The following is a 19,220-nucleotide window of genomic DNA, read 5'->3' as shown; positions in this document are numbered from 1 at the left end:
CGACCGGGCGAGAGATCGTCCGGTCGTTCTGCATTGCCCAGATCGGATCTGCCGAAGGGTCAGCTTGCGGTAGCGCCCTGGCGACGCCCGAAGGCTGCCAGGCAGATGGCGCCGAGCACGCCCGAGACGAGCGAGCCCAGGAGGATGCCGATCTTGACGTGATCCTGGACGGATGGGTCATCGAAGGCCAGCAGCCCGATGAAGAGCGACATCGTGAAGCCGATGCCGCACAGGAAAGACGTTCCTGCCATCTGCCCCCAACTGGCGCTTGCCGGAAGGTAAGCAATACCCAGCTTGACCAGCACGGCCACGGTGCCCATGACGCCGATCAGCTTGCCCAGCATCAACCCGGCGGCGATGCCCATCGTCAGCGGTTCGGCGAACACGCCCATCGACAGGCCGGCAAGCGAGACGCCGGCGTTGGCAAAGCCGAACAAAGGCACGATCAGGAAGGCAACCGGCTTGTGGAGGCCGTTCTCCAGCCGATGAAGCGGCGATTCCGCGTCGTCCGCTTCCGGGGTGCCCGGCGTCGGCTTGAGCGGAATGGTGAGCGCCAGCATCACGCCGGCCAGGGTGGCATGGACGCCGGAGGCAAACACCAGCACCCACAAACCCACGCCGAGAATCAGGTAGGGCCAGAGCGCCATCACCTTCGACCGGTTCAGACCGTAAAGCACGGCGAGGACGACGGCCGTGCCACCGAGAGCCCAAAGGTTGAGGTCGGCGGTGTAGAACAGCGCGATGACGATGACGGCGCCCAGATCGTCGATGATGGCAAGCGCGGCCAGGAAGATCTTGAGGGAGCTCGGGACCCTGGAGCCGAAAAGCGAAATGACGCCGAGCGCAAAGGCGATGTCGGTGGCGGTCGGAATGGCCCAGCCTCTCAAAGCCGACGGGTCGCTCCAGTTGAACGCCACATAGATGAGGGCGGGAAACAGCATGCCGCCTGCGGCGGCCGCTCCGGGCAGGATGCGCCGGCTCCAGCTGGACAGCTGACCGTCCAGCATCTCGCGCTTGATCTCCAGCCCGACCAGCAGGAAGAACACGGCCATCAGCGCGTCATTGATCCAGTGTTGAAGGCTGAGAGGCCCCAGGTAGATGTGCAGCGCATCGAAATAGGTTTCGGCAAAGGAGGAGTTGGCGGTCAGAATGGCCAGTGCGGCAACGGCCATCAGAACCAGGCCGCCCGAGGCCTCTCCCTCCAGGAACCGGCGAAGCGTCGACTGGATGTGCTTCGGTGCAATCGGCAAAGACATAGATTTCCGCTCCAATAGCTGGAAGTTGATCAAGGTCTCCGTCGACTTCGGGTTACCCGTAGCGCACGCAGCACACGCTATTCGTGCCCAACGCTAGCGCAATGTGCACCATATTTCCATGTAGATAGCGGTCGACAATCGCTTCAACAACAGGCAAAGCCAGCCGAAAACGCCGTACCATGAACATTCAGCTGCTGAGGGCGAAGTCCGCCACCTCGAACTCGGCCAAGCCTTCGGCTTGGCCTTCACCGAAGCTGGCGACGGTGACGCCATGACCGACGTCGGGGAAATGGTAGACGGCGTTCGAAGAAAACGGACCGCCGCCGGAGTGTCCAATGGCCCGTCCCGGTCCGCCTATGCGGCCGATCATCAGACCGAGACCATAGCCGCATGCCGTCCATGGACGGCCTTCCAAGGCGCCGCCCAGCGGCAGGGATCGCCGCATCTCGCGCACCATCGGCTCGCTCAGCAAGGCACCGGTAACGAGGCCACGCAGAAGCAGCGCCGCGTCCTCCGCCGTTCCCATCAGGCAGCCGTGATAGACCCAGCCAGGGTGGTAGCCCTCGGCTCCCTGCCAGTGGATGCGCCAAAATTGCTCTCGGCTGGTCGCAAGCTCCACGCTTTTCAGCCCGAGAGGACGGCTGACGATTTCCTCGACAAGGGCGGCGAGAGACAACCCCGAGGCCGCCTCGATCAACTCCCTGGCCAGCATGTAGCCGACGTTGGAGTAGGACCACCCCTGACCGGGTGCGAAGAGGAACCCGTTTGCGAGAGCCGCGTCGAGAAGCCTGTCGCGCGGCCACGGCGTCTCATCGGCGGCGACTGCCCGATGGTAGTCGGCGAGCGACGAATAGTCCGGCAGGCCGGCGGTGTGGCTCAGCAACTGCCGTAGCGTGTACCGCTCGCCGGATATCCTGCCGTCCAGATCGACCTTGCCACTTTCGTAGAGTTTCAGTGCACAGATGGCGATGACGGTCTTCGTGAAGCTCCAATAGGGAAACAGCAAAGAGGCGTTTCCCCGGGAGGCCCGGCTGCCATTGGCGGAGATCCGGAACGAGTGGATGGTCGCTGCCTGCATGGCAACTTCCTACCATTGCGATCGCCCTTCGTCTCGCCGCTCGGTGTCAGCCGGTTCGCCGCATCAGAGCCCTGAGCGCAATCCGGCCTTCGAGCACGGCGTCGGGTTCCAGCATGCGAAGTCCGCCCAGCGCAGGCGATGCGAAGCCGTTGATGGTATGCGTCATTGGCTCGAGACAGAACCAGTCGCCGGCATAGGTGGGGTCGCGGTCGGCATCTGGGCGGTAGACGACATAGCGGGAGAAGATGGGATCGGCATCGATCGTCAGCATCAGTCGACGCTCGGGCCAGTCGATGCGGGCGCAGCCGTTCCAGTCTTCGAAGCCGTTGTTGATCCAGCGCTCGGGCAGTGGCGCCGCCTTTCGAAAGTCGAGGTCGGCGGGAAGAGGGACTTCCTCGGTGGGGAGATGATCGGCGTCTTCGAGCCAGACGGACGAGGCGGGAGCCGTCAGTCGCATGCGCGGGGTCAGCGGAAAATAGGGGTGCCAGCCGAGACCGAAGGGCAGGGTGGTCTCGCCGGTGTTCCGCACCGATAGGGTCAGCGCCAGCTCTGCTCCATCGAGTGCTATCGTTTGACGGGCGAGATAGTCCCAAGGGGCTGCGTTGCCGGAGGTGTGACGAAGGGCGAGCGTAGCGCTGCGCTCCCCCGCTGTCTCGATTTCCCAATCGGACAACCAGCCGTCGCCATGCAGCCGATGGCGGTCGCCGGCGTTGGGAAGCAGCCGATAGTCATGTCCGGCAAAGGAAAAGGCGTTGCCACCGATCCGGTTTCCGTAGGGCACCAACGGGAAGGCGGCGGTTTCGTCGGGGGCGCCGTTGCCGCCGTGTCGCGCCGGGCGAAGGAGGGGCAGACGGCCGGTGCCAGTGTTCAGATTCCAGCCGAGAACGGCTGCGCCTTGCGTCGAGAGCGTCAACTCGGCGACATCGGTTTCAAGGCGCAGCACGTTCATGGGTGCCTCCTCAGCTATTGGGAAGATCGCTGAGGAGGTCGGCCGCGAGCGCGTGGTTGGGGTCCAGCTTCAGGGCAGCCTGAAGGTGCTCGCGACCTTTTTCGTTATCGCCGAGGCCGATGGCCGCTTCGGCGAGCATGACGTGGGCTGAGACGCGCCGACGAAGCTGAAGGTCGTCATCGAACAGCAGCATGGTCGGCAGAGAGGTGGCGAAATAGTCGATCTTCGCCGGGGTCTTCATCGTCTCCTCGGCGTAGGCGCGGAGTTGGCCGAGCAGTTCTTCAGCCTCTGCCTTGCGGCCGAGCGCCAGCAGCGACAGGGCGGAGAAGAAGGTCTTCTCCGAATAGGCGCGCACCTCCATGCCAAGGAAGTCACCCGTGAATTCGGCGGCCAGGGTCAGCCAGCGGCTTGCCTCTTCGCTTCGACCGGCGTCGGCGAGCGCCTTGCCCAGCCAGTAATGAATGTCACTCTGGTTGGCGAGGAGGTGCCGCGCCTCGCCAAGCGAGTGCGGTGGATGGAGTGCCGCCTGGAACTCGGCGACTGCCTTTTCGGCGTCACCGGCCGCAAGTGCCCTGCGACCAAGGCCGAGACGACAGCGCACCCACTGATCGAGGGCGAGGCCCTCGCCACCTTCCCAGGGCTGGAACAGGCGACCGGCAATCAGTGGGGCCGACTTCTCAGGTTGACCTAACTGATTGTAGAGAGAGGAAAGCTCGACGCTGAGATCGTCGCGGCAAGCCACCAGGTCGAGCCGGCTTTCCAGCTCGGCAAGGCGCTCGGCCGGTGAACGGCCGATGCGCTTCCAGAGTTGATCGCGCTCGTAGACGAGGCGGGCGTCGGATGGCGCGGCGGCCAGCGCCTTGTCGTAAGCGGCGACGGCCTTCTCCTCCGAGCCCTCGATGTTGAAGTAGCCGATGCCGAGGTTGCGCCAGGGGATCGACCAGGAGGGGTCGATGGCAACGGCTTTCTCCCACATGGCGATCGCGTCGGCGTGGCGGCGGCGATCGTAGAGGAGGTAGCCGAGATAGCAGGGCGCGCGACCATCGCTGGGGTTCATGGCGATTGCCGTTTCCAGCGCGGCGATGTCTTCGAGCCGGGATGGGAAGCAGTAGTCCGGCGACGCCTTGGCGGCGGCGGCCAGATAGGGCTCCGTCCCCTTTCCAAGCCGGCTGGCGAGAAGGGCGGCATGATAGTGAAGAAGCGGCGATGCGCTGGCGCCGCAGGTATCGATGCGGGCTTCGAGCAGCGACAGCGCATCGGCAACGAAGCCGCCGCGTGCCGCCTCGATGGCGACGTCGAGATGGAGCTGGTCGTCGCCGTCGAACGGCTGGCCCTTCAGTGCGCGGGCGCGGGCGTCGAGCGGGTCGCGGGCCAATGTTTCGGCGACAAGGGTGTCGGCTTCGCCGGCTCGGCCAAGCTTGAAAAGCAACGCCGCGCGAAGGTTGCGAGCAACGGAGTTCTCGACATCATGGCGGAGCGCTTCCTCGACGTGGTTCAGCGCGTCGACAAAGGCGCCACGCGTCCCGTCGATTTCGGCCAGCGCCAGATGCGCCGGGCCGCGCCAGGCGGCGTTCCAAGTCGCCTTGTAGAGAGCATCATAAGCCGCATCGATCTGGCCCAGATGGCGCAGGGCAATGCCGAGATGATAATGGGCTTCGCCGGTCGACGGGTTCGGATTGCGCCGGGTCAGTCGCTCGATCGCCTTGCGGAAGCAAGCCTTAGCGGTTGCGAACTCGCCCCGCCTCAGGTGCCAGATGCCGAGCGCCGTGTTGCATCGGCTGTCCCCCGGGTCGCGACGAAGCGCTTCGCGCCAGTAGATGTCGGCGGGACGTGTAGCGTGGCGGTACTGGTCGAGATGAACGCCGGTCATCCAGAGTTCGTCGGTGCTTTCGATCTCGGCGGGTGGTGGCGGCTCCGTGGCGGGCGGCGGAATGGTTACTTCGCCCCGGTCAACCGGACGGCGTTCGACCAGCGTCATGCCATCCTTTTTTACGGTGATGCGGACGTCGGCGCTGTCGACGCCCTCGGCGAGGTCGACAGGGAGGATGAGCGGCAAGGTCGGATCGAGATCGGCGGTACGGTCGGCAAGCGTCTGGCCGCCGACCGAGACGGTAATGCGCGCGCCGGCTACCGCCTCGGTTGCCTGAACGCCGATCGTCAACTTGGAACCCGCGAGCTTCAGGCCGATGGCGGCCTTGAGAGTGGCTGCTGCCGCGGCCCCTATTTGACGGATCGGATACCAGTACTGCGAGAAGGACTTGGTCTCGCCGGGTGCGAGGAAGGAAAAGTCGGGCTGGTTGTCGGTGTAGACGCCGGCCATGATCTCGATGTAGGGCCAGCAGATGCCGTTCTCGTCGGGCTCTGTCAGGTTCCGGTCCCAGGCGTAGCCGAACTCGTGGTTGCCCCACGTCCACTGCTTCTTGCCGGGGGATATGTGGTGGTTGGCGACATGGACGATTCCCGCATCGGCGGCATGATCGTATCCGCCGAAGAAATCGTCGCGTGAACCGAGGCACATGTAGCTCGTCGGCACGGGAATATTGGAGTACCAGCGGAGGTCATTGGGGGCATAGCCCCGCTTGGGCACGAACTGCCCCGGCGTTTCCTCGGCGGGGACGCCATCCCTGGCGCGGGCAGCATAGTCGACGCCGTAGTAGTGCCCCTCGCAGCCGGGAAAGGCCGATGTCGCGCGCTTGGCATGGTCGGCGATGAAGTGGACGTCTTCCGGGAAGAAGCTCTGATAGTCCTCGTGCACTTCGGTGGCGACATTCGCCCACCACAGGAAGGTCTGGGTCAGCTCGGTGCGATTGTGCAGGCGAACTGCAAGTTCGAGGCTGGCCTTGCCGGGGCTCAGGCGTACGCCGTGCATGCCCTTCATGCGGTTCATCGGCTCGTGCTCGGACAACCAGATGACGCGCGATCCGTCGACTTCCTCGACGATTTCCCAAGCCGTCGGCATGTAGGTGCTGGGGCGGTGATGCTGCGGCCAGTTGAACTCGATGCCGCCGGACAGCCAGGGCCCGGCCAGGCCGACGAGAGCCGGCTTGATGACCCGATTGCGATAGACGAGATCGTAGCCATTCGTCTTGTCGACGACGGCATAGATGCGGCCGCCAAGCTCGGGGAGAACGGTGACGCGGAGATACTCGTTCTCGATATGCAGCGCGGTCCAGCTCTTCTCGCGCAGTTCGGGGGCGATGCGGTCGAAGAAGGGCAGGGGATAGACGCGGCCGCTCGATCCCTGGAACACCCGCTTCTCGAGGAACATCGGGTTGCGGTCGGCGGGGGCGGGCTCGTAGGTGGGGATGACGAGCGGCGCCGACCATGCCCTGACCGGTCCGGCGAGCGCCTCGGGCGCTGCGGGGAGTTCGACTTGTTTCATGGCGCGTTCCTTCCCATCCCGGAGCCGGGGACTTGTCATTGTCGGAACGCTAGGCGTCGCCCCCATCCGCGTGAATAGCGGTAACGATGGACATCATGGAGGATACTCTGATAACGTCACCCCATGTCGGAAGATGGCGAACAGCGGATCAAAGAGGGTTTTCCAGGTCAGCGCTCGATCGTTCTGCCGCGTCCGGTGGTGTCCGGCTGGCTGGACGGTCAACCGCTGATCGAGCTGCTGCCGAGTGACGTCGGCCATTATCCGCGCGCCCAATGGCACTTCGTGGAGCGGCCGGAAGGCATTTCCCAGTCGGTGCTGATCTATTGCACCGACGGTTGCGGGTGGGGGCGCGTCGGCGACGTCAGCCTGCGCATCCGGCCGGGGCAAGCTCTGTTGGCACCGGCCGGAGTGGGGCATGCCTATGGCGCCGACCCGGCCGATCCATGGACGATCTACTGGGTGCATCTCGACGGGGCCAAGGTGGCGCTACTGCCCGACCTGCTGGAACTCGATCCGGAGGAGCCACTTCTGCATCCGGGGCGCGATCCGGCCATTCCGACGCTGTTCGAGAAGATGCTGTCGATCCTCGGGCGAGGCTATACGCCGGACAACCTGCTGTCGGCCTCGATGGCGCTCGGGCAACTCGTCACCCATCTCGTGGTTCTTCGCCACCGATCGCCCAACCGCGACGACAATCTCGACCAGCGCATTCGTCGCGTGATCGATGTGATGCAGGGCAACCTCGGCCGGTCGTTGAAGGTCGACGAACTGGCGCGCGAGGCCAACCTGTCATCGTCGCATCTGGCTGCGGTGTTCAAGAAGCGGACCGGCTTTACCGTGCTCGACTTCTTCATCCGCCTGAAGATCCAGCGCGCCTGTTTCCTGCTCGACACCACCGACCAGTCGGTCAAGGCCATCGCCGCCGATCTCGGCTTCGACGACCCCTTGTATTTCTCCCGCTGCTTCCGGCGCGTGCACGACAGCTCGCCGACGCAGTATCGGGCATTGCGGAAGGGGTGACGGCGTTCGTTTCCGGCCGCCGTGGTCAGGATGCAAAGCGCGGTTTCAGAAAGGCGGCCAGTTCTCCGATGAAAAGAGAGAGCAGTCGGGACTGTGACCGGCTGACCGGATGGATGGCAAAGAACGACGCCGGATCCGGTTCGAAGGCGTCGAGGACGATGACGAGGCGTCCCTCGTCGATGTGCTCCTGAACCTCCCAGAGTGACTTCTGCGTCAGACCCAGGCCGGCCACCGCCCACGTCACCGGCAGCTCGGAACTGCTGGTCGCAAGTCGCGCCGATACTCGCACGATCGTCGACGCCTCGCCGCGCCCGAAGCGCCAGTCGGCGTGGAAATGACCGCCGGCGTTGAAGATGAGGCAGTCGTGTGCTGCGAGGTCGTCGGGTTGTTCGGGAATGCCGCGAACCTTCAGATAGTCGGGGCTGGCGACGGTGACCCTGCGGGTCGAGGCCAGAAAACGGCCGGTGAACTCCGACTCGACGGCGGGGCCGCCGCGAATGGCGACGTCGAAGCCTTCCCCGACGATATCGACATATCGATCCTCCAGCACCAGTTTGAGATGGATATCTGGATAGCGGGTAATGAAGTCTCCGACGAAGGGGGCGATCCAACGGCGGCCGATTGGCATTGGCGCGGTGACCCGCAGCGTTCCCCTGGGAGTGGCCGACAGGTCGCGAACGCGTATTTCGAGATCGTCGATGGCTGCGAGAATGGGCTCCATTTCCGTGAGATAGAGGCGCCCGGCCTCTGTGAGGGACTGGCGTCGCGTCGTCCTGGCGATCAGCCGAACGCCGAGCCGGGTTTCAAGGCTGGTCAGGCGGTCCGATATCACCGAGACCGAGAGGCCCAGATGCCTTGCCGCAGCAGACAGGCTGCCGTGTCGCACGATGGCCGCCAGCGCCGCCATTTCCAGGTCCGTTCGCATATCTATCTTCCGGAATTTCCGAGTGATCCTTCCGATACCACATGTTTATTCGCAGCAAAATCAAACCTAGGTTGGCGCTTCAATGATCGATTCCGGGATGTCCCGCGCGATCGCCAGTCTGATTGGTTCCGATGAACACAGCCGCCAGGACGTCCCTCTTCAGCGCCGCGACGATTGCCGAGTTCGCAATGGCCATCGGCGCCTTTGCCATTGGTACCGGCGAGTTCGCCGCCATGGGTTTTCTGCCTGACGTCGCCGACGGCTGGCAGGTCACCGTACCCGCCGCCGGCCGGATCATCAGCGCCTATGCCCTCGGCGTGGTGGTTGGAGCACCGTTGATCGCCGTCGTTGGCGCGAAACTGTCGCGGCGCGTCCTGCTGCTGATCCTGATGGGCATCTTCGCCCTGGGGAACCTTGCCAGCGCACTGGCGCCGAGTTTTGTCAGCCTGGTGGTTCTGAGGTTCGTAAGCGGCTTGCCGCATGGCGCCTATTTTGGGGTTGCTGCCCTGGTGGCGGCGGGCATGGCAGGTCCCGACGGGCGCGCCCGCGCCGTCGGCCGCGTCATGCTGGGGCTGACGATCGCGACGCTTGTCGGCACGCCGGTGGCGACCTGGGCGGGCCAGGTGCTCGGCTGGCGCGTTGCCTTCGCCATCGTGGGGGCGTTGGGCTTGATGACGGTGGCGCTGGTTTCCGTGTGTGTTCCCCGCGATCGCCCCGAACGCGGCGCGAGCCCGTTGCGGGAGCTGGGCGCCCTGCGCGAGGTGCAGGTCTGGCTGACGCTCGCCATCGGTGCGACGGGCTTTGGCGGCATGTTCGCCGTGTTCAGCTACATCACCCCGACGCTCGTCAACGTGTCGCACATTCCCGAAAGCGCCGTGCCCTTCGTGCTCAGCGTGTTCGGTGCCGGCATGATTGCCGGCAATATCGTGGGGCCGAAACTGGCCGATCGGGCGCTACTGCCGACGATCGGTGGCCTGATGGCCTGGAACGTGCTGGTTCTGGTGTTGTTCACCGTGGCGGTGCGCCAGCCGGTGATGGCGGTCATCGTCGTCTTTCTCATCGGTACCGGGTTTGCGGTGGTCCCGACCCTCCAGACCCGCCTGATGGACGTGGGCAAGGATGCCCAGACGCTGGCCGCCGCGCTCAATCATTCGGCCTTCAATACCGCCAATGCGCTCGGCGCCTGGCTTGGCGGCGTTTCGATCGCCGCCGGTTACGGCTGGGCCTCGACGGGCTGGGTGGGCGCGGCGCTCGGCCTGGTCGGGGCGGCGGTGTTCGTCGTCTCGCTGCTTCTCGAAAGGAAGACGCGAGCCCCCGATACCCAGGCAGAGCGCCCGGTGGTCTGATAGGGAGTTCTCTCTCGATCCGGGGCGACGCCATGCATTTGCGGCGGTTGTTCCGCTCTGCGGAGGGGCGTACGTCCGCCGACTTTTCTGTTCCTCGGATGCACGGCGAGCTTGCGCCTTGCTCGTCGCTGCCGTCCAATCGGCGACGGCGATCGGACCGAGCCTGGAACTGACCGGCTGGCTCCGATGCGACAGCGGGCACGGCAGCGGGGCTCGGGCTCGCGTTGGGAGGAGTTTTGATGACCAACCAGCAAGGGGCGCCCGGCGCTCCCGAAGCGGCTTGTTTCCATCTCGATTGCCTTTGGCAACCGTCGGAAGGGGATCCAGCCGGCCGTTTCGTGTTCGAGCTCCGCAATACCGGCGCCGTGCCGGTCGAGGGCTTCCGCCTCGTCTTCACCACGCTTCGATTTGTCGAACGCGATCCATCCGCCGACAATGTGCACCTTCTCGACCGGCGGGGGTATTACCACGAGGTCGCGCCGCCGGAGGGTTTCCGCCTCGTGCCGGGCAGTGCGTGGCGATTCTCGCTCGGCGGCATCACCGGAGAGCCGCAGCATCGCGGGGAGGGGATCGTTTCGGCCTACCTGACCGAGGCCGACGGCGTGCGCCGGGCGGTGTTCGTCGGGGATCTCCGGCGCGAGACGTCCGGCGAGAGGTCTGTATCCGGTGCCATGGCCGCTCAGCCGTTCGCGCTGATACCTTGGCCGGCCGAAGTGGAAATGGTTCCATCCGACCTCTTGCCGGGCTACCTGGTGCCGGCCGAGGGTGCGACGGCCGACGAACTGTCGGCGGTGTCCGCGGTGACCGCGCTGTTTCGCCGCCTGTTTCCGATCGAGCCTGCACCTTTCTCGCTGACGGCGCTGCCGGATGACCGTCTGCTACGCTTTGCCAGTGATGCATCGCTCGACCGGGAAGGCTATCGACTGGATTTCCGCGCCACCGATATCCTGATCACGGCGGCCGACGCTGCCGGCCGGCAATATGCCCTGACGGCGCTGGGGCAGCTGTTGCGCGCCGCCAGGGCCGGCGGTGGCTTCCGCTTTCCGGCGGATGGTCACATTGCCGATCGGCCACGCTTTGCCTGGCGCGGCTGCCATCTCGATACAGCCCGCCGTTTCTTCCCCGTCGGCGATATCGCCCGCTTCCTCGACTGCCTCGCCTATCTCCGGATCAACGTCTTCCACTGGCATCTCACCGATGACGAGGCTTGGCGGCTTGAGATCCGTGGCTACCCGGAGCTGACCTCAGTCGGGTCTGTGCGCGGGCCGGACGCGGCGTTGCCGCCGCAACTCGGCGACGGTGCGCAGCCAAGTAGCGGCTTCTATAGCCACGCCGACGTGCGAGCGCTGGTTTGCCGTGCCAGCCAGCTCAACATCGAGATCGTGCCGGAGATCGACATTCCCGGCCATAGCACCGCCGCGCTTGCCGCGCTGCCGGCGCTCGCCGACCGGAATGAGCCGGCCGGCGCCTATGCGTCCGTTCAAGGGTTTGCCAACAACGCTCTCAATCCGGCGATCGATCTGACATGGACGATGCTTGAAGCCGTGTTCGACGATCTCGCGGCCCTGTTCCCGTCGCCTTACCTGCATGTGGGCGGTGACGAGGTAGCGCATGGAGCCTGGCAATCCTCGCCTCTGGCAGCCCGCCTGATGGCCGATCTCGGAATCGACAGTGCCGAGGCGCTGCAATCGCACTTCATGCGCCGGGTACAGGCCATGCTTGCCGAGCGGGGTCGGAAGCTCGCGGGCTGGAACGAGGTTGGCAATGGTGAGGGGGTCGAGACAGAGGGCACGCTTCTCACCGTCTGGCAGAAGGCGGCGATCGGCGCCGGTCTCGCCCAGCGCGGCTACGACATCGTCATGGCGCCAGCCGAGGCCTACTATCTCGACATTGCCCATTCCAGTGGTTGGGACGAGATCGGCATGAGCTGGGCGGGCGCCACCTCGCTGGAGTCGACCTATGCCTATGAGGTGGGGAACGATATTCCCGCCGAACTGCTGCCGCGCCTCAAGGGTATCCAGGCCTGCCTCTGGACCGAGCTGGTCGACAGTCGCGTCCACTTCAACCACTTGGTATTCCCGCGTCTTACTGCCGTGGCCGAGGCGGGGTGGACGCCGGCGGCAAACAAGAACTGGGAGCGGTTCAGCGCGCTGACCCGTTTCTGCCCGAGTCTGTGACGGTCTATTCGGTCGGCGCGTGCAGCAGCGGGTTGAGCAGCCCCTTGTAGACGCTGCCGTCCGAGCCGGGGATGGGAGTGGCGCCGACGGTGCGAGCGTAGAAGTCAACGGGGCCGGCCCAGCCGATGGCCGCGTAGCCGTAGCCGCGTTCGCGCATGGCCAGCAGCGTCCTGATGAGCAGGGCCTTGCCGATGCCGAGGCCACGTGCCGCTTCGTCGACGCCGGTCGGCCCGAAGAAGCCGAGGGCGACCCCGTCATAGCAGGCAAATCCCAGCAGCTTGCCGGCCCGCACCGCGATCAGGCAGGCATTGGGATCGCGCGAGAAGGCGATCTGCGTTTCGCTGACCCAGCCGGCGCTGAAGCGGGAAGCGATCCAGGCGCGGATGGTGTCGAGTTCGGGCGCCAGCGCCCGGCGGATGACGATGCCCTTGTCCGCCAGCCGCCTGTCGAGGTCGGCGTCGGCAACGACGTCGTAGAGCTTCACCAGAAGGTCCATGGTTGCAGTCTCGTCTTGAAATCGGGCGGCCGACAGCGACCTTCCGATGGCTGTATCAGCGCGGGGAGCTAGGCGTCCAGAACCATCCGCGTTTGGCCTTGCAGGAAGGTTCGCGGCGGTTCACCGAACTCCTCCCTGAAGCTCGCCGTGAAGGCGCTGGGCGAAGAATAGCCGAGCGTCAACGCAACCTCGGTGACGCTTTCGCCGCGCTCCAGGCGCTCGATGGCGGTGAGAAGGCGAAGCCGAGCCCGCCAGCGGCGATAGGTCAGTCCGGTCTCGGCGGCAAACAGTCGCTCCAGGGTGCGTGTGCTGGCGCCGACGAAGCTCGCCAGTTCGGCGAGAGGGCGGCGGTCTTCAGGATGCTCGCCGAGGTGACGGGTGAGACGTACCAGACGGGAGTCGCGCCCGCCGGGAAGGCTCAGCGGCGCCTCGGCGAGGCGATCCAGCTCGTCGATCATCACATCGCAGAAGCGTAGCCGGCGCGCTTCGTCGGTCTCCTCGACAAGCAAGGTCTCCAGTCGAAGCGTGAGCTCGCGCATCAGCGGCGTCACCGCGAGCACGGCACACCGGTGGGGGCGTTGGGCCCCGGTCCGGACGGAACGGGATGGATCGACGAAGACGTGCCGCACCTCCGCCGGTGTCTCGCTTGCCACCTGATGGCGCGTTCCGCTCGGTATCCAGACCGCGTGTGTGGGAGGAACGATCCAGACGCAGTGATCGCTGATGATTCGCAGCACGCCTTTCTTGGCCCAGGCATACTGGCCACGCGGATGGGCATGCGGCCGCACGATTCGACCGGCGATCAGCGTCTGGCTGCGGATCAGCAGCGGGCGAGCGGGATCGAGGATGTAGGAAATGGGCGACGGTTCGAAGAATGGCGTTTCAGCGACATTTCTTGGCATGATGTTATCTTAACGCCAGCGTTGCCTTTCCGATAGGGTGCCGTTCCATCAGACTCATCGAAGGATATCGTCATGTTCTCGCCCGGCCAGCTGACTCTCAGGCATTTCATTCTTGCCGCCGTGATCCTGGCCGCCGCTACCCTCGTGTTCGTGTCTCCGACCGAGTTGGGGCGGTCGGGCAGCCTTACGCTTGCCATCGTCCTCGTTACGCTCGGGCTTTGGGCGACGGCGTTGGTGCCGAACTACTTTGCCAGTCTTCTGCTCTTTGCTGCCGTTCTGATCGCAGGCCTGCAACCGGCGCCCCTGGTGTTCTCGGGCTTCGCCTCGGCGGCGGTATGGCTGATCATTTCCGGCTTCGTCATCGGCGCGGCCATCAATGCGACCGGGCTCGACAGTCGTCTTGCCGGCATCATCGCCCCGCTTTTGACGAGCAGCTATCCGCGCCTGATCGGCGGGTTGATGCTCGCTTCGATGCTTCTCGGTTTCCTGATGCCGTCGTCGGTAGGGCGTGCCGTGGTGATGATCCCGATCGGCATGGCGTTGGCCGACCGCTGCGGCTTTGCAAAAGGCTCCAACGGGCGCATCGGTATCGCCGCGATCCTGGCCATCGGCTGCAACATGCCGAGTTTCGCGATCCTGCCGTCCAACATTCCGAACATGGTGCTGGCCGGTTCAGCCGAAACCATCCTCGGCATCCGCCTCGGTTATACCGACTATCTGTTTCTGCATTACCCGGTGCTGGGCATCCTCAAAGCGGTGGTCACCGTGGCGTTGGTTCTGGCGCTTTTCCCTGCAAAGGTGGAAACGCCGCTCGGCACGACGGCGGCGACGGCCGCACCGGGCAAGGCTGGACAGGGCAAGGTCATTGCCATCCTGATCCTGACGCTCGTCTTGTGGATGACCGACAGCCTGCATGGCATCAATGCCGCTTGGGTCGGTCTGGGCGCCGCCGTTTTGCTGCTGTCGCCCGGTATCGGCGTGGTCAACCCGCCGGCCTTCAAGCAGTCGATCGACTTCGGCCTGCTCCTGTTCGTGGCCGGTGCTCTGGCGCTCGGAGCTGTCGTAGGGGCTTCCGGCCTCGGTGCCAAGCTGGGCGCCTTCCTGACCTCCGTGTTGCCGCTCGCGCCGGGCAACGATGCCGCCAACTTCTTCTCGCTGACCTTCATGTCCTTCTTCACCGGCATGTTCACGACGGTGCCAAGCGCGCCGGCCGTGCTGACGCCGATGGCGGGAGATCTCGCCACGCTCACAGGTTACGGGGTCATGACCGTGCTGATGACGCAGGTGGTCGGGTTTTCGACCGTGATGTTTCCCTACCAGGTTGGGCCTCTCGTGGTGGCGATGCAGCTTTCCGGGGAGAGGCTCGACCATCTCGTGAAGGTCACGGTGCCCCTGGCGCTGATCACCCTTGTCGTTCTGGTGCCGATCGACTTCCTGTGGTGGAAGTTGCTGGGCTGGCTATAGCCCCCATCTCTTGCGAATGGCTCGCGACTTCCCAAATCTCCTTGATGGTGCCGGGGTGGCCGCCATTTTTCAGGGAGACGCCGACATGCACTCCACTCTCGCAAAGGCGCTGATCGCCGCAGCGACGACCGCCATCGTGGCGACAGGGACGGCCAAGGCAGCGCCGGAGAACGCCGGTCCGAACAAGGCGACGACGCAACTGCCATTCCAGTCGCAGACCGTGGCTCGCTTCGATCTGCCATGGGCCATTGCCGTCATCGACGCCGATCGGTTGATCGTCACCACCAAGCCGGGCAGGATGTACCTGGTCGATCACAAGGGTGGGGAGCCCGTTGAGGTGTCGGGTCTGCCGAAGGTGGCGCATTCCGGACAGAACGGCTTGCTCGACGTGGCGCTGGCGCCCGACTTCGCCGAAAGCCGGCGCATCTACTTCACCTATGTCGAACCCGGCTATGGCGGCAGTTCGCTGGTGCTTGCGCGTGCGACGCTGGCCGAGCCGCAAGGCGAGGCGCGGCTCGATGGCCTCGAGGTGATCTGGCGGCAGATGCCGAAGGGCAAGGGCGGCCAACCCGGTGGCATCATCGCCTTTGCTCCGGATGGCAAGTCGCTGTTCCTGACCTCCGGCGACCGAATGCGCCCCCAGACGGCGCAAGACCCCGACCTGGCTCTCGGCAAGGTGCTGCACCTGACGCTCGACGGCAAGCCGGCGCCGGGCAACCCGATGTCAGATGCGGGCGGCGTCCGTGCCGAGACCTGGACGACCGGGCATCGCAACCCTTATGGTCTGGCGTTCGCCTCCGACGGGCGCCTGTGGCTACACGAGATGGGGCCGAAGGGCGGCGACGAGTTGAACCTCATCGAGCCGGGCGTCAATTACGGTTGGCCTGAAGTTTCCTATGGCGACAACTACAACGGCACGCCCATTCCCAAGCCACCGACGCGGCCGGAGTTCCAGGAGCCGGCTCTCTACTGGACGCCGGTAATCGCGCCCGCCGGGCTGGCATTCTACGAGGGCGACCTGTTCCCGGCCTGGAAGGGCGCTGCCCTGATCGGCGGACTGAAGACCCAGACGCTGTCGCGGGTGACCATCAAGGGCGACGCCGCCCATGAAGACGAGCGATTTGCCATGGAGGGTCGAATCCGTGACGTCGCTGTGGCCCCGGATGGCGCGGTGTGGGTGATCGAAGACGCGAGCCCGGGACGGCTATTGCGTCTCAGTCCACGCTGAGACGCTGGCCGCTTTCGGCATCGAAGAGGTGCAGCGCCTCGGTATCCAGCAGGAGCGTGACGTCAGTACCCGAAATCGCCCGGGTACGCGGCGGTAGGGTCGCGACCAGGCGCTGGGTGCCGATGCTGCCCGAAAGGATCAGCTCCGGGCCGGTGAGCTCCACCACTTCGCAGCGAAGCGTCAGCGGCAAGCCCCCCTCGGCTTCGGCGCGGAAGCACTCGGGCCGGATGCCCAGCTTGATGTTACGCTCCTGCGGAATCTTGGCGAGCAGCGCGGGCGGCAGCGGAATGACCGTGTCGCTGCCGGCAACCAGAAGGCCATGGTCGGTGGCGAGAACGTCGAGCAGGTTCATCGGCGGCGCGCCGACGAAGGTGGCGACGTAGAGTGTGGCCGGCCGGTTGTAGATCTCTTCGGGCGTTCCGAGCTGTTCGATCTGGCCGTTGCGCATCACGGCAATGCGGGTGGCGAGCGTCATCGCCTCGATCTGGTCATGGGTGACGTAGACCACCGTGGTCTTCATCATCTGATGCAGGCGCTTCAGCTCGGTGCGCATTTCCATGCGCAGCTTGGCGTCGAGGTTCGATAGCGGCTCGTCGAACAGGAACAGTTTGGGGTTGCGTACCAGCGCCCGCCCGATGGCGACGCGCTGACGCTGGCCGCCGGAGAGCTGGCTTGGCCGGCGGTCGAGGAGAGGCTCGATCTGCAGGAGGCGCGCCGCCTCCAGCACGGCCTTCTCGCGCTCGGCGGCCGGCACCTTGCGCATCTCGAGGCCGAAGCCGATGTTCCGGCGCACCGACAGGTTCGGGTAGAGCGCGTAGGACTGGAACACCATGGCGATGTCGCGGTCCTTGGGATGGACGCCGATCAGCGAACGGTCATTGAGGCGAATGTCGCCGCCGGTCGGTTCGGCAAGGCCGGCGATGATGTTGAGCAGCGTAGACTTGCCGCAGCCGGAGGCGCCGAGCAGCACCAGGAACTCGCCGCTCTCGAGCGCAATGTCGATGCCTTTCAGCGTCTCGACATCGCCGAAGGACTTGCGAATATGGTCGACGACGAGGGCGCTCATTGGCGGGTCTCCGGCGGGGCATAGCGGCGGGGGTAGGTGGAAACGGCGAGCGAGGCGGTGGCCGTCCCCGCCGACAGGCTTTCTTCGAGCGATTTGCCGGCGGCCAGCGCCGCCAGGAAGCCGGCGTTGAACACGTCACCGGCGCCGATGGTGTCGATCACAGTGACCTTGGGCGCCGTGACGTCGACGAGGCCGGCATTGGACGCAGCGAGAGCGCCATGCGGGCCGCGCTTGACCACTGCGACCGCGCCGTCCGGCATCAGGTCGAGCATGGCGCGCGCAGCGTCACGCACGTCGTTTCGTCCGGTGATCGATGTGGTCTCCACCTCGTTGAAGAGGGCGATCGACGAGCGGGCCAGCCATCCCTTGGCCGAAGCGACAACTCCGGGGGTCCAGCCGGCGGGCGGCCAGCCGGTGTCGAGGGCGACGCGGATGCCGAAACGATCGGCCCAGTCATAAAGCTGGTCGTACTCTCCGGCCAGCCGCGGCATCAGGAACGGCCCGGCGAACAGCGCATAACCGGCGCGATGGGCCTCGCCGTCGAGGGCGGCCAGAACGTCGGCGGCACCGTAGTGCGGCAGGTGGCCGAGCGTCGTGAAGAATGTGCGCTCGCCGTCGGGGTGGGTGATGCCGACGGAGATGGTGGTGTTTTCCGCATGCACACGCCAGCGCTCGGACTGATCGCCAAACTCTTCAGCCAGCCATGCGCCGAAGCGGTCGCTTCCAATGCTGGCCGCCAGCGCGAAGGGCACACCGAGCGCCTTGAGCGCTAGGGCCGAGTTGCCGGCGCAGCCGCCGACGCGCAACTCGTCGTGGTCGACGATGATCTCGGTGCCCGGTTGCGGCCAGGGCGTCGCCGGGCCGAGGATCAGGTCGACGTTGACGTTTCCGATGACGGCGATCGGCTTCACTTATTCGCTCCGGGTGATCTTGTTTGAGCGCACGGGGGTGCCGGCATTCTCGACGCGCTCGGCGGCGAAGGCGACTATCAGCGTCTGGGCGGCCGGCAAAAGTGCGAAAACGGCTGCCATGCCGACGGCCGGCTTGACGGCGACGGTGACCGCGCCGGACACCGGCGCTTCGCCGGACGCGTCGAAGATCACCACAGGCGCTCCGGCGGCGAGGATTTCACCGGCCATGCCGGCAATGAGTGGCGAGGTCGGATCCTTGGCTCGGAACAGCACGGCGCCGATCTCCGGCGACAGCATCTCCATCGGTCCGTGACGAAGTTGGCCGCCCTCATGCGAGAAGCAGGGGCGGCGGGACAGCTCCGTGAAACCCAAGGCGATCGCTTCGGCGACGCCCTGCAGGCTTCGGCCGGAGGTGACCACGTTGCGGACGTTCTTGAGGGCGGCAAGCGCGGCGGATACGTCGGGTGTCTCCGGCGCCTTCAGCACGGCGAGTGCCGGCGTCGCATCGGCGCCCAGCGCGGCCAGAATGGCGAGATGCAGCGCGAAGGACAGCGTCAGGCTGCGCGTGGCGGCGAAAGCCAGTTCCGAGCCACCAGCGGCAACGAGCGCCGGAGCGGCCTTGCCGAGGAAGGAACCACCTTCGAGCGTCAGGGCGAATGTGTCGGCCGTACCGCCGGTTTCCTTGAACCAGCGCACGACCTCCACACTCTCGCCGGACTGCGAGGTGACGAAGATGGTGCGGTCTTTGATCGGTAGAGGCGCAGCGAGCTGTTCGGAAACGGGAAGCGAAACGGCGTCGATGCCGAGGGCGCGGTAGTAGGGTTCCACCGCTCGGGCGACCGCGTGCGAACCGCCCATGCCGAGCATCAACAGGCGTCCCGTCTTCTTGAGCGACGCGGCGGCGCGAGCGGCAACCTCGCGGTTCTGTTCGAAGGAGGCGAGGGCATCGGCGTGCTGGCGTGCCATTTCGCGATCGATGGCAACAAGGCTCTCGGGGCGGGTAGTGGTCATTTTCGTAGT

Annotated in this window: 15 protein-coding genes; 5 read left to right on the top strand and 10 right to left on the bottom strand. The window is 65.5% G+C overall.

The genetic code is table 11. The features are described from left to right. Nucleotides 1–59: 59 nt before the first annotated feature. From nhaA to M4J39_RS03670, 4 genes are all read right to left on the bottom strand, one after another. Entirely contained in the window at nucleotides 60–1,256 is a 1,197-nt protein-coding gene (nhaA, locus tag M4J39_RS03685) for a Na+/H+ antiporter NhaA (protein WP_251726438.1), read from the bottom strand. Between the two features lie 187 nt (nucleotides 1,257–1,443). Next, nucleotides 1,444–2,334, bottom strand: a complete 891-nt coding sequence (locus M4J39_RS03680) for a serine hydrolase (RefSeq protein ID WP_251726437.1) — start codon at nucleotides 2,332–2,334, stop codon at nucleotides 1,444–1,446. A 46-nt stretch (nucleotides 2,335–2,380) separates the two neighbouring features. Continuing rightward, entirely contained in the window at nucleotides 2,381–3,283 is a 903-nt protein-coding gene (locus M4J39_RS03675) for an aldose 1-epimerase (RefSeq protein ID WP_251726436.1), read from the bottom strand. Between the two features lie 10 nt (nucleotides 3,284–3,293). Then, on the bottom strand, nucleotides 3,294–6,665 hold the full coding sequence (locus tag M4J39_RS03670) for a DUF5107 domain-containing protein (protein WP_251726435.1): 3,372 nt from the start codon (nucleotides 6,663–6,665) through the stop codon (nucleotides 3,294–3,296). Between the two features lie 123 nt (nucleotides 6,666–6,788). Between M4J39_RS03670 and M4J39_RS03665 the strand changes: the two genes are divergently transcribed. Then, the gene (locus tag M4J39_RS03665) at nucleotides 6,789–7,685 is read left to right on the top strand and encodes a helix-turn-helix domain-containing protein (RefSeq protein ID WP_251726434.1); all 897 of its coding nucleotides are present in this window, start codon (nucleotides 6,789–6,791) and stop codon (nucleotides 7,683–7,685) included. A 25-nt stretch (nucleotides 7,686–7,710) separates the two neighbouring features. Here the strand turns inward: M4J39_RS03665 and M4J39_RS03660 are convergent, their stop codons facing one another. Further along, nucleotides 7,711–8,610, bottom strand: coding sequence for a LysR family transcriptional regulator (locus M4J39_RS03660; RefSeq protein ID WP_251726433.1), 900 nt, complete (start codon nucleotides 8,608–8,610; stop codon nucleotides 7,711–7,713). Between the two features lie 131 nt (nucleotides 8,611–8,741). Between M4J39_RS03660 and M4J39_RS03655 the strand changes: the two genes are divergently transcribed. Further along, nucleotides 8,742–9,956 carry an MFS transporter gene (locus M4J39_RS03655; RefSeq protein ID WP_251726432.1) on the top strand — a complete coding sequence of 405 codons (1,215 nt, stop codon included), beginning with the start codon at nucleotides 8,742–8,744 and terminating at the stop codon, nucleotides 9,954–9,956. A 239-nt stretch (nucleotides 9,957–10,195) separates the two neighbouring features. After that, on the top strand, nucleotides 10,196–12,133 hold the full coding sequence (locus tag M4J39_RS03650; RefSeq protein ID WP_251726431.1) for a beta-N-acetylhexosaminidase: 1,938 nt from the start codon (nucleotides 10,196–10,198) through the stop codon (nucleotides 12,131–12,133). 4 nt (nucleotides 12,134–12,137) lie between these two features. Here M4J39_RS03650 and M4J39_RS03645 read toward each other — a convergent pair whose 3' ends face one another. Then, nucleotides 12,138–12,629, bottom strand: a complete 492-nt coding sequence (locus M4J39_RS03645) for a GNAT family N-acetyltransferase (protein ID WP_251726430.1) — start codon at nucleotides 12,627–12,629, stop codon at nucleotides 12,138–12,140. A gap of 68 nt (nucleotides 12,630–12,697) precedes the next feature. Then, nucleotides 12,698–13,531, bottom strand: coding sequence for a helix-turn-helix transcriptional regulator (locus tag M4J39_RS03640; protein ID WP_251726429.1), 834 nt, complete (start codon nucleotides 13,529–13,531; stop codon nucleotides 12,698–12,700). A 72-nt stretch (nucleotides 13,532–13,603) separates the two neighbouring features. Between M4J39_RS03640 and M4J39_RS03635 the strand changes: the two genes are divergently transcribed. Continuing rightward, nucleotides 13,604–14,995 (top strand): SLC13 family permease, encoded by a 1,392-nt coding sequence (locus M4J39_RS03635; protein WP_251726428.1) that lies wholly within the window; start codon nucleotides 13,604–13,606, stop codon nucleotides 14,993–14,995. Between the two features lie 85 nt (nucleotides 14,996–15,080). Further along, nucleotides 15,081–16,223 (top strand): PQQ-dependent sugar dehydrogenase, encoded by a 1,143-nt coding sequence (locus M4J39_RS03630; RefSeq protein WP_251726427.1) that lies wholly within the window; start codon nucleotides 15,081–15,083, stop codon nucleotides 16,221–16,223. On the opposite strand, the gene M4J39_RS03625 is transcribed toward M4J39_RS03630, so the two are convergent. From M4J39_RS03625 to M4J39_RS03615, 3 genes are read right to left on the bottom strand one after another with little or no spacing between them, the layout of a single operon-like run. Further along, entirely contained in the window at nucleotides 16,210–17,289 is a 1,080-nt protein-coding gene (locus M4J39_RS03625; RefSeq protein ID WP_251726426.1) for an ABC transporter ATP-binding protein, read from the bottom strand. The two genes, M4J39_RS03630 and M4J39_RS03625, sit on opposite strands and share 14 nt — an antisense overlap. Continuing rightward, on the bottom strand, nucleotides 17,286–18,200 hold the full coding sequence (locus M4J39_RS03620; RefSeq protein WP_251726425.1) for a PfkB family carbohydrate kinase: 915 nt from the start codon (nucleotides 18,198–18,200) through the stop codon (nucleotides 17,286–17,288). The genes M4J39_RS03625 and M4J39_RS03620 overlap by 4 nt, the downstream gene beginning before the upstream one ends. Beyond that, nucleotides 18,201–19,211: an SIS domain-containing protein gene (locus M4J39_RS03615; protein WP_251726424.1), complete on the bottom strand. Its 1,011-nt coding sequence runs from the start codon at nucleotides 19,209–19,211 to the stop codon at nucleotides 18,201–18,203. Nucleotides 19,212–19,220: the final 9 nt, after the last annotated feature.

Source organism: Pleomorphomonas sp. NRK KF1 (genome assembly GCF_023721755.1).
Lineage (GTDB): Bacteria > Pseudomonadota > Alphaproteobacteria > Rhizobiales > Pleomorphomonadaceae > Pleomorphomonas.
Note: the sequence above shows the minus strand (reverse complement) of the source record. Positions and strands in the feature narration are given on the sequence as shown.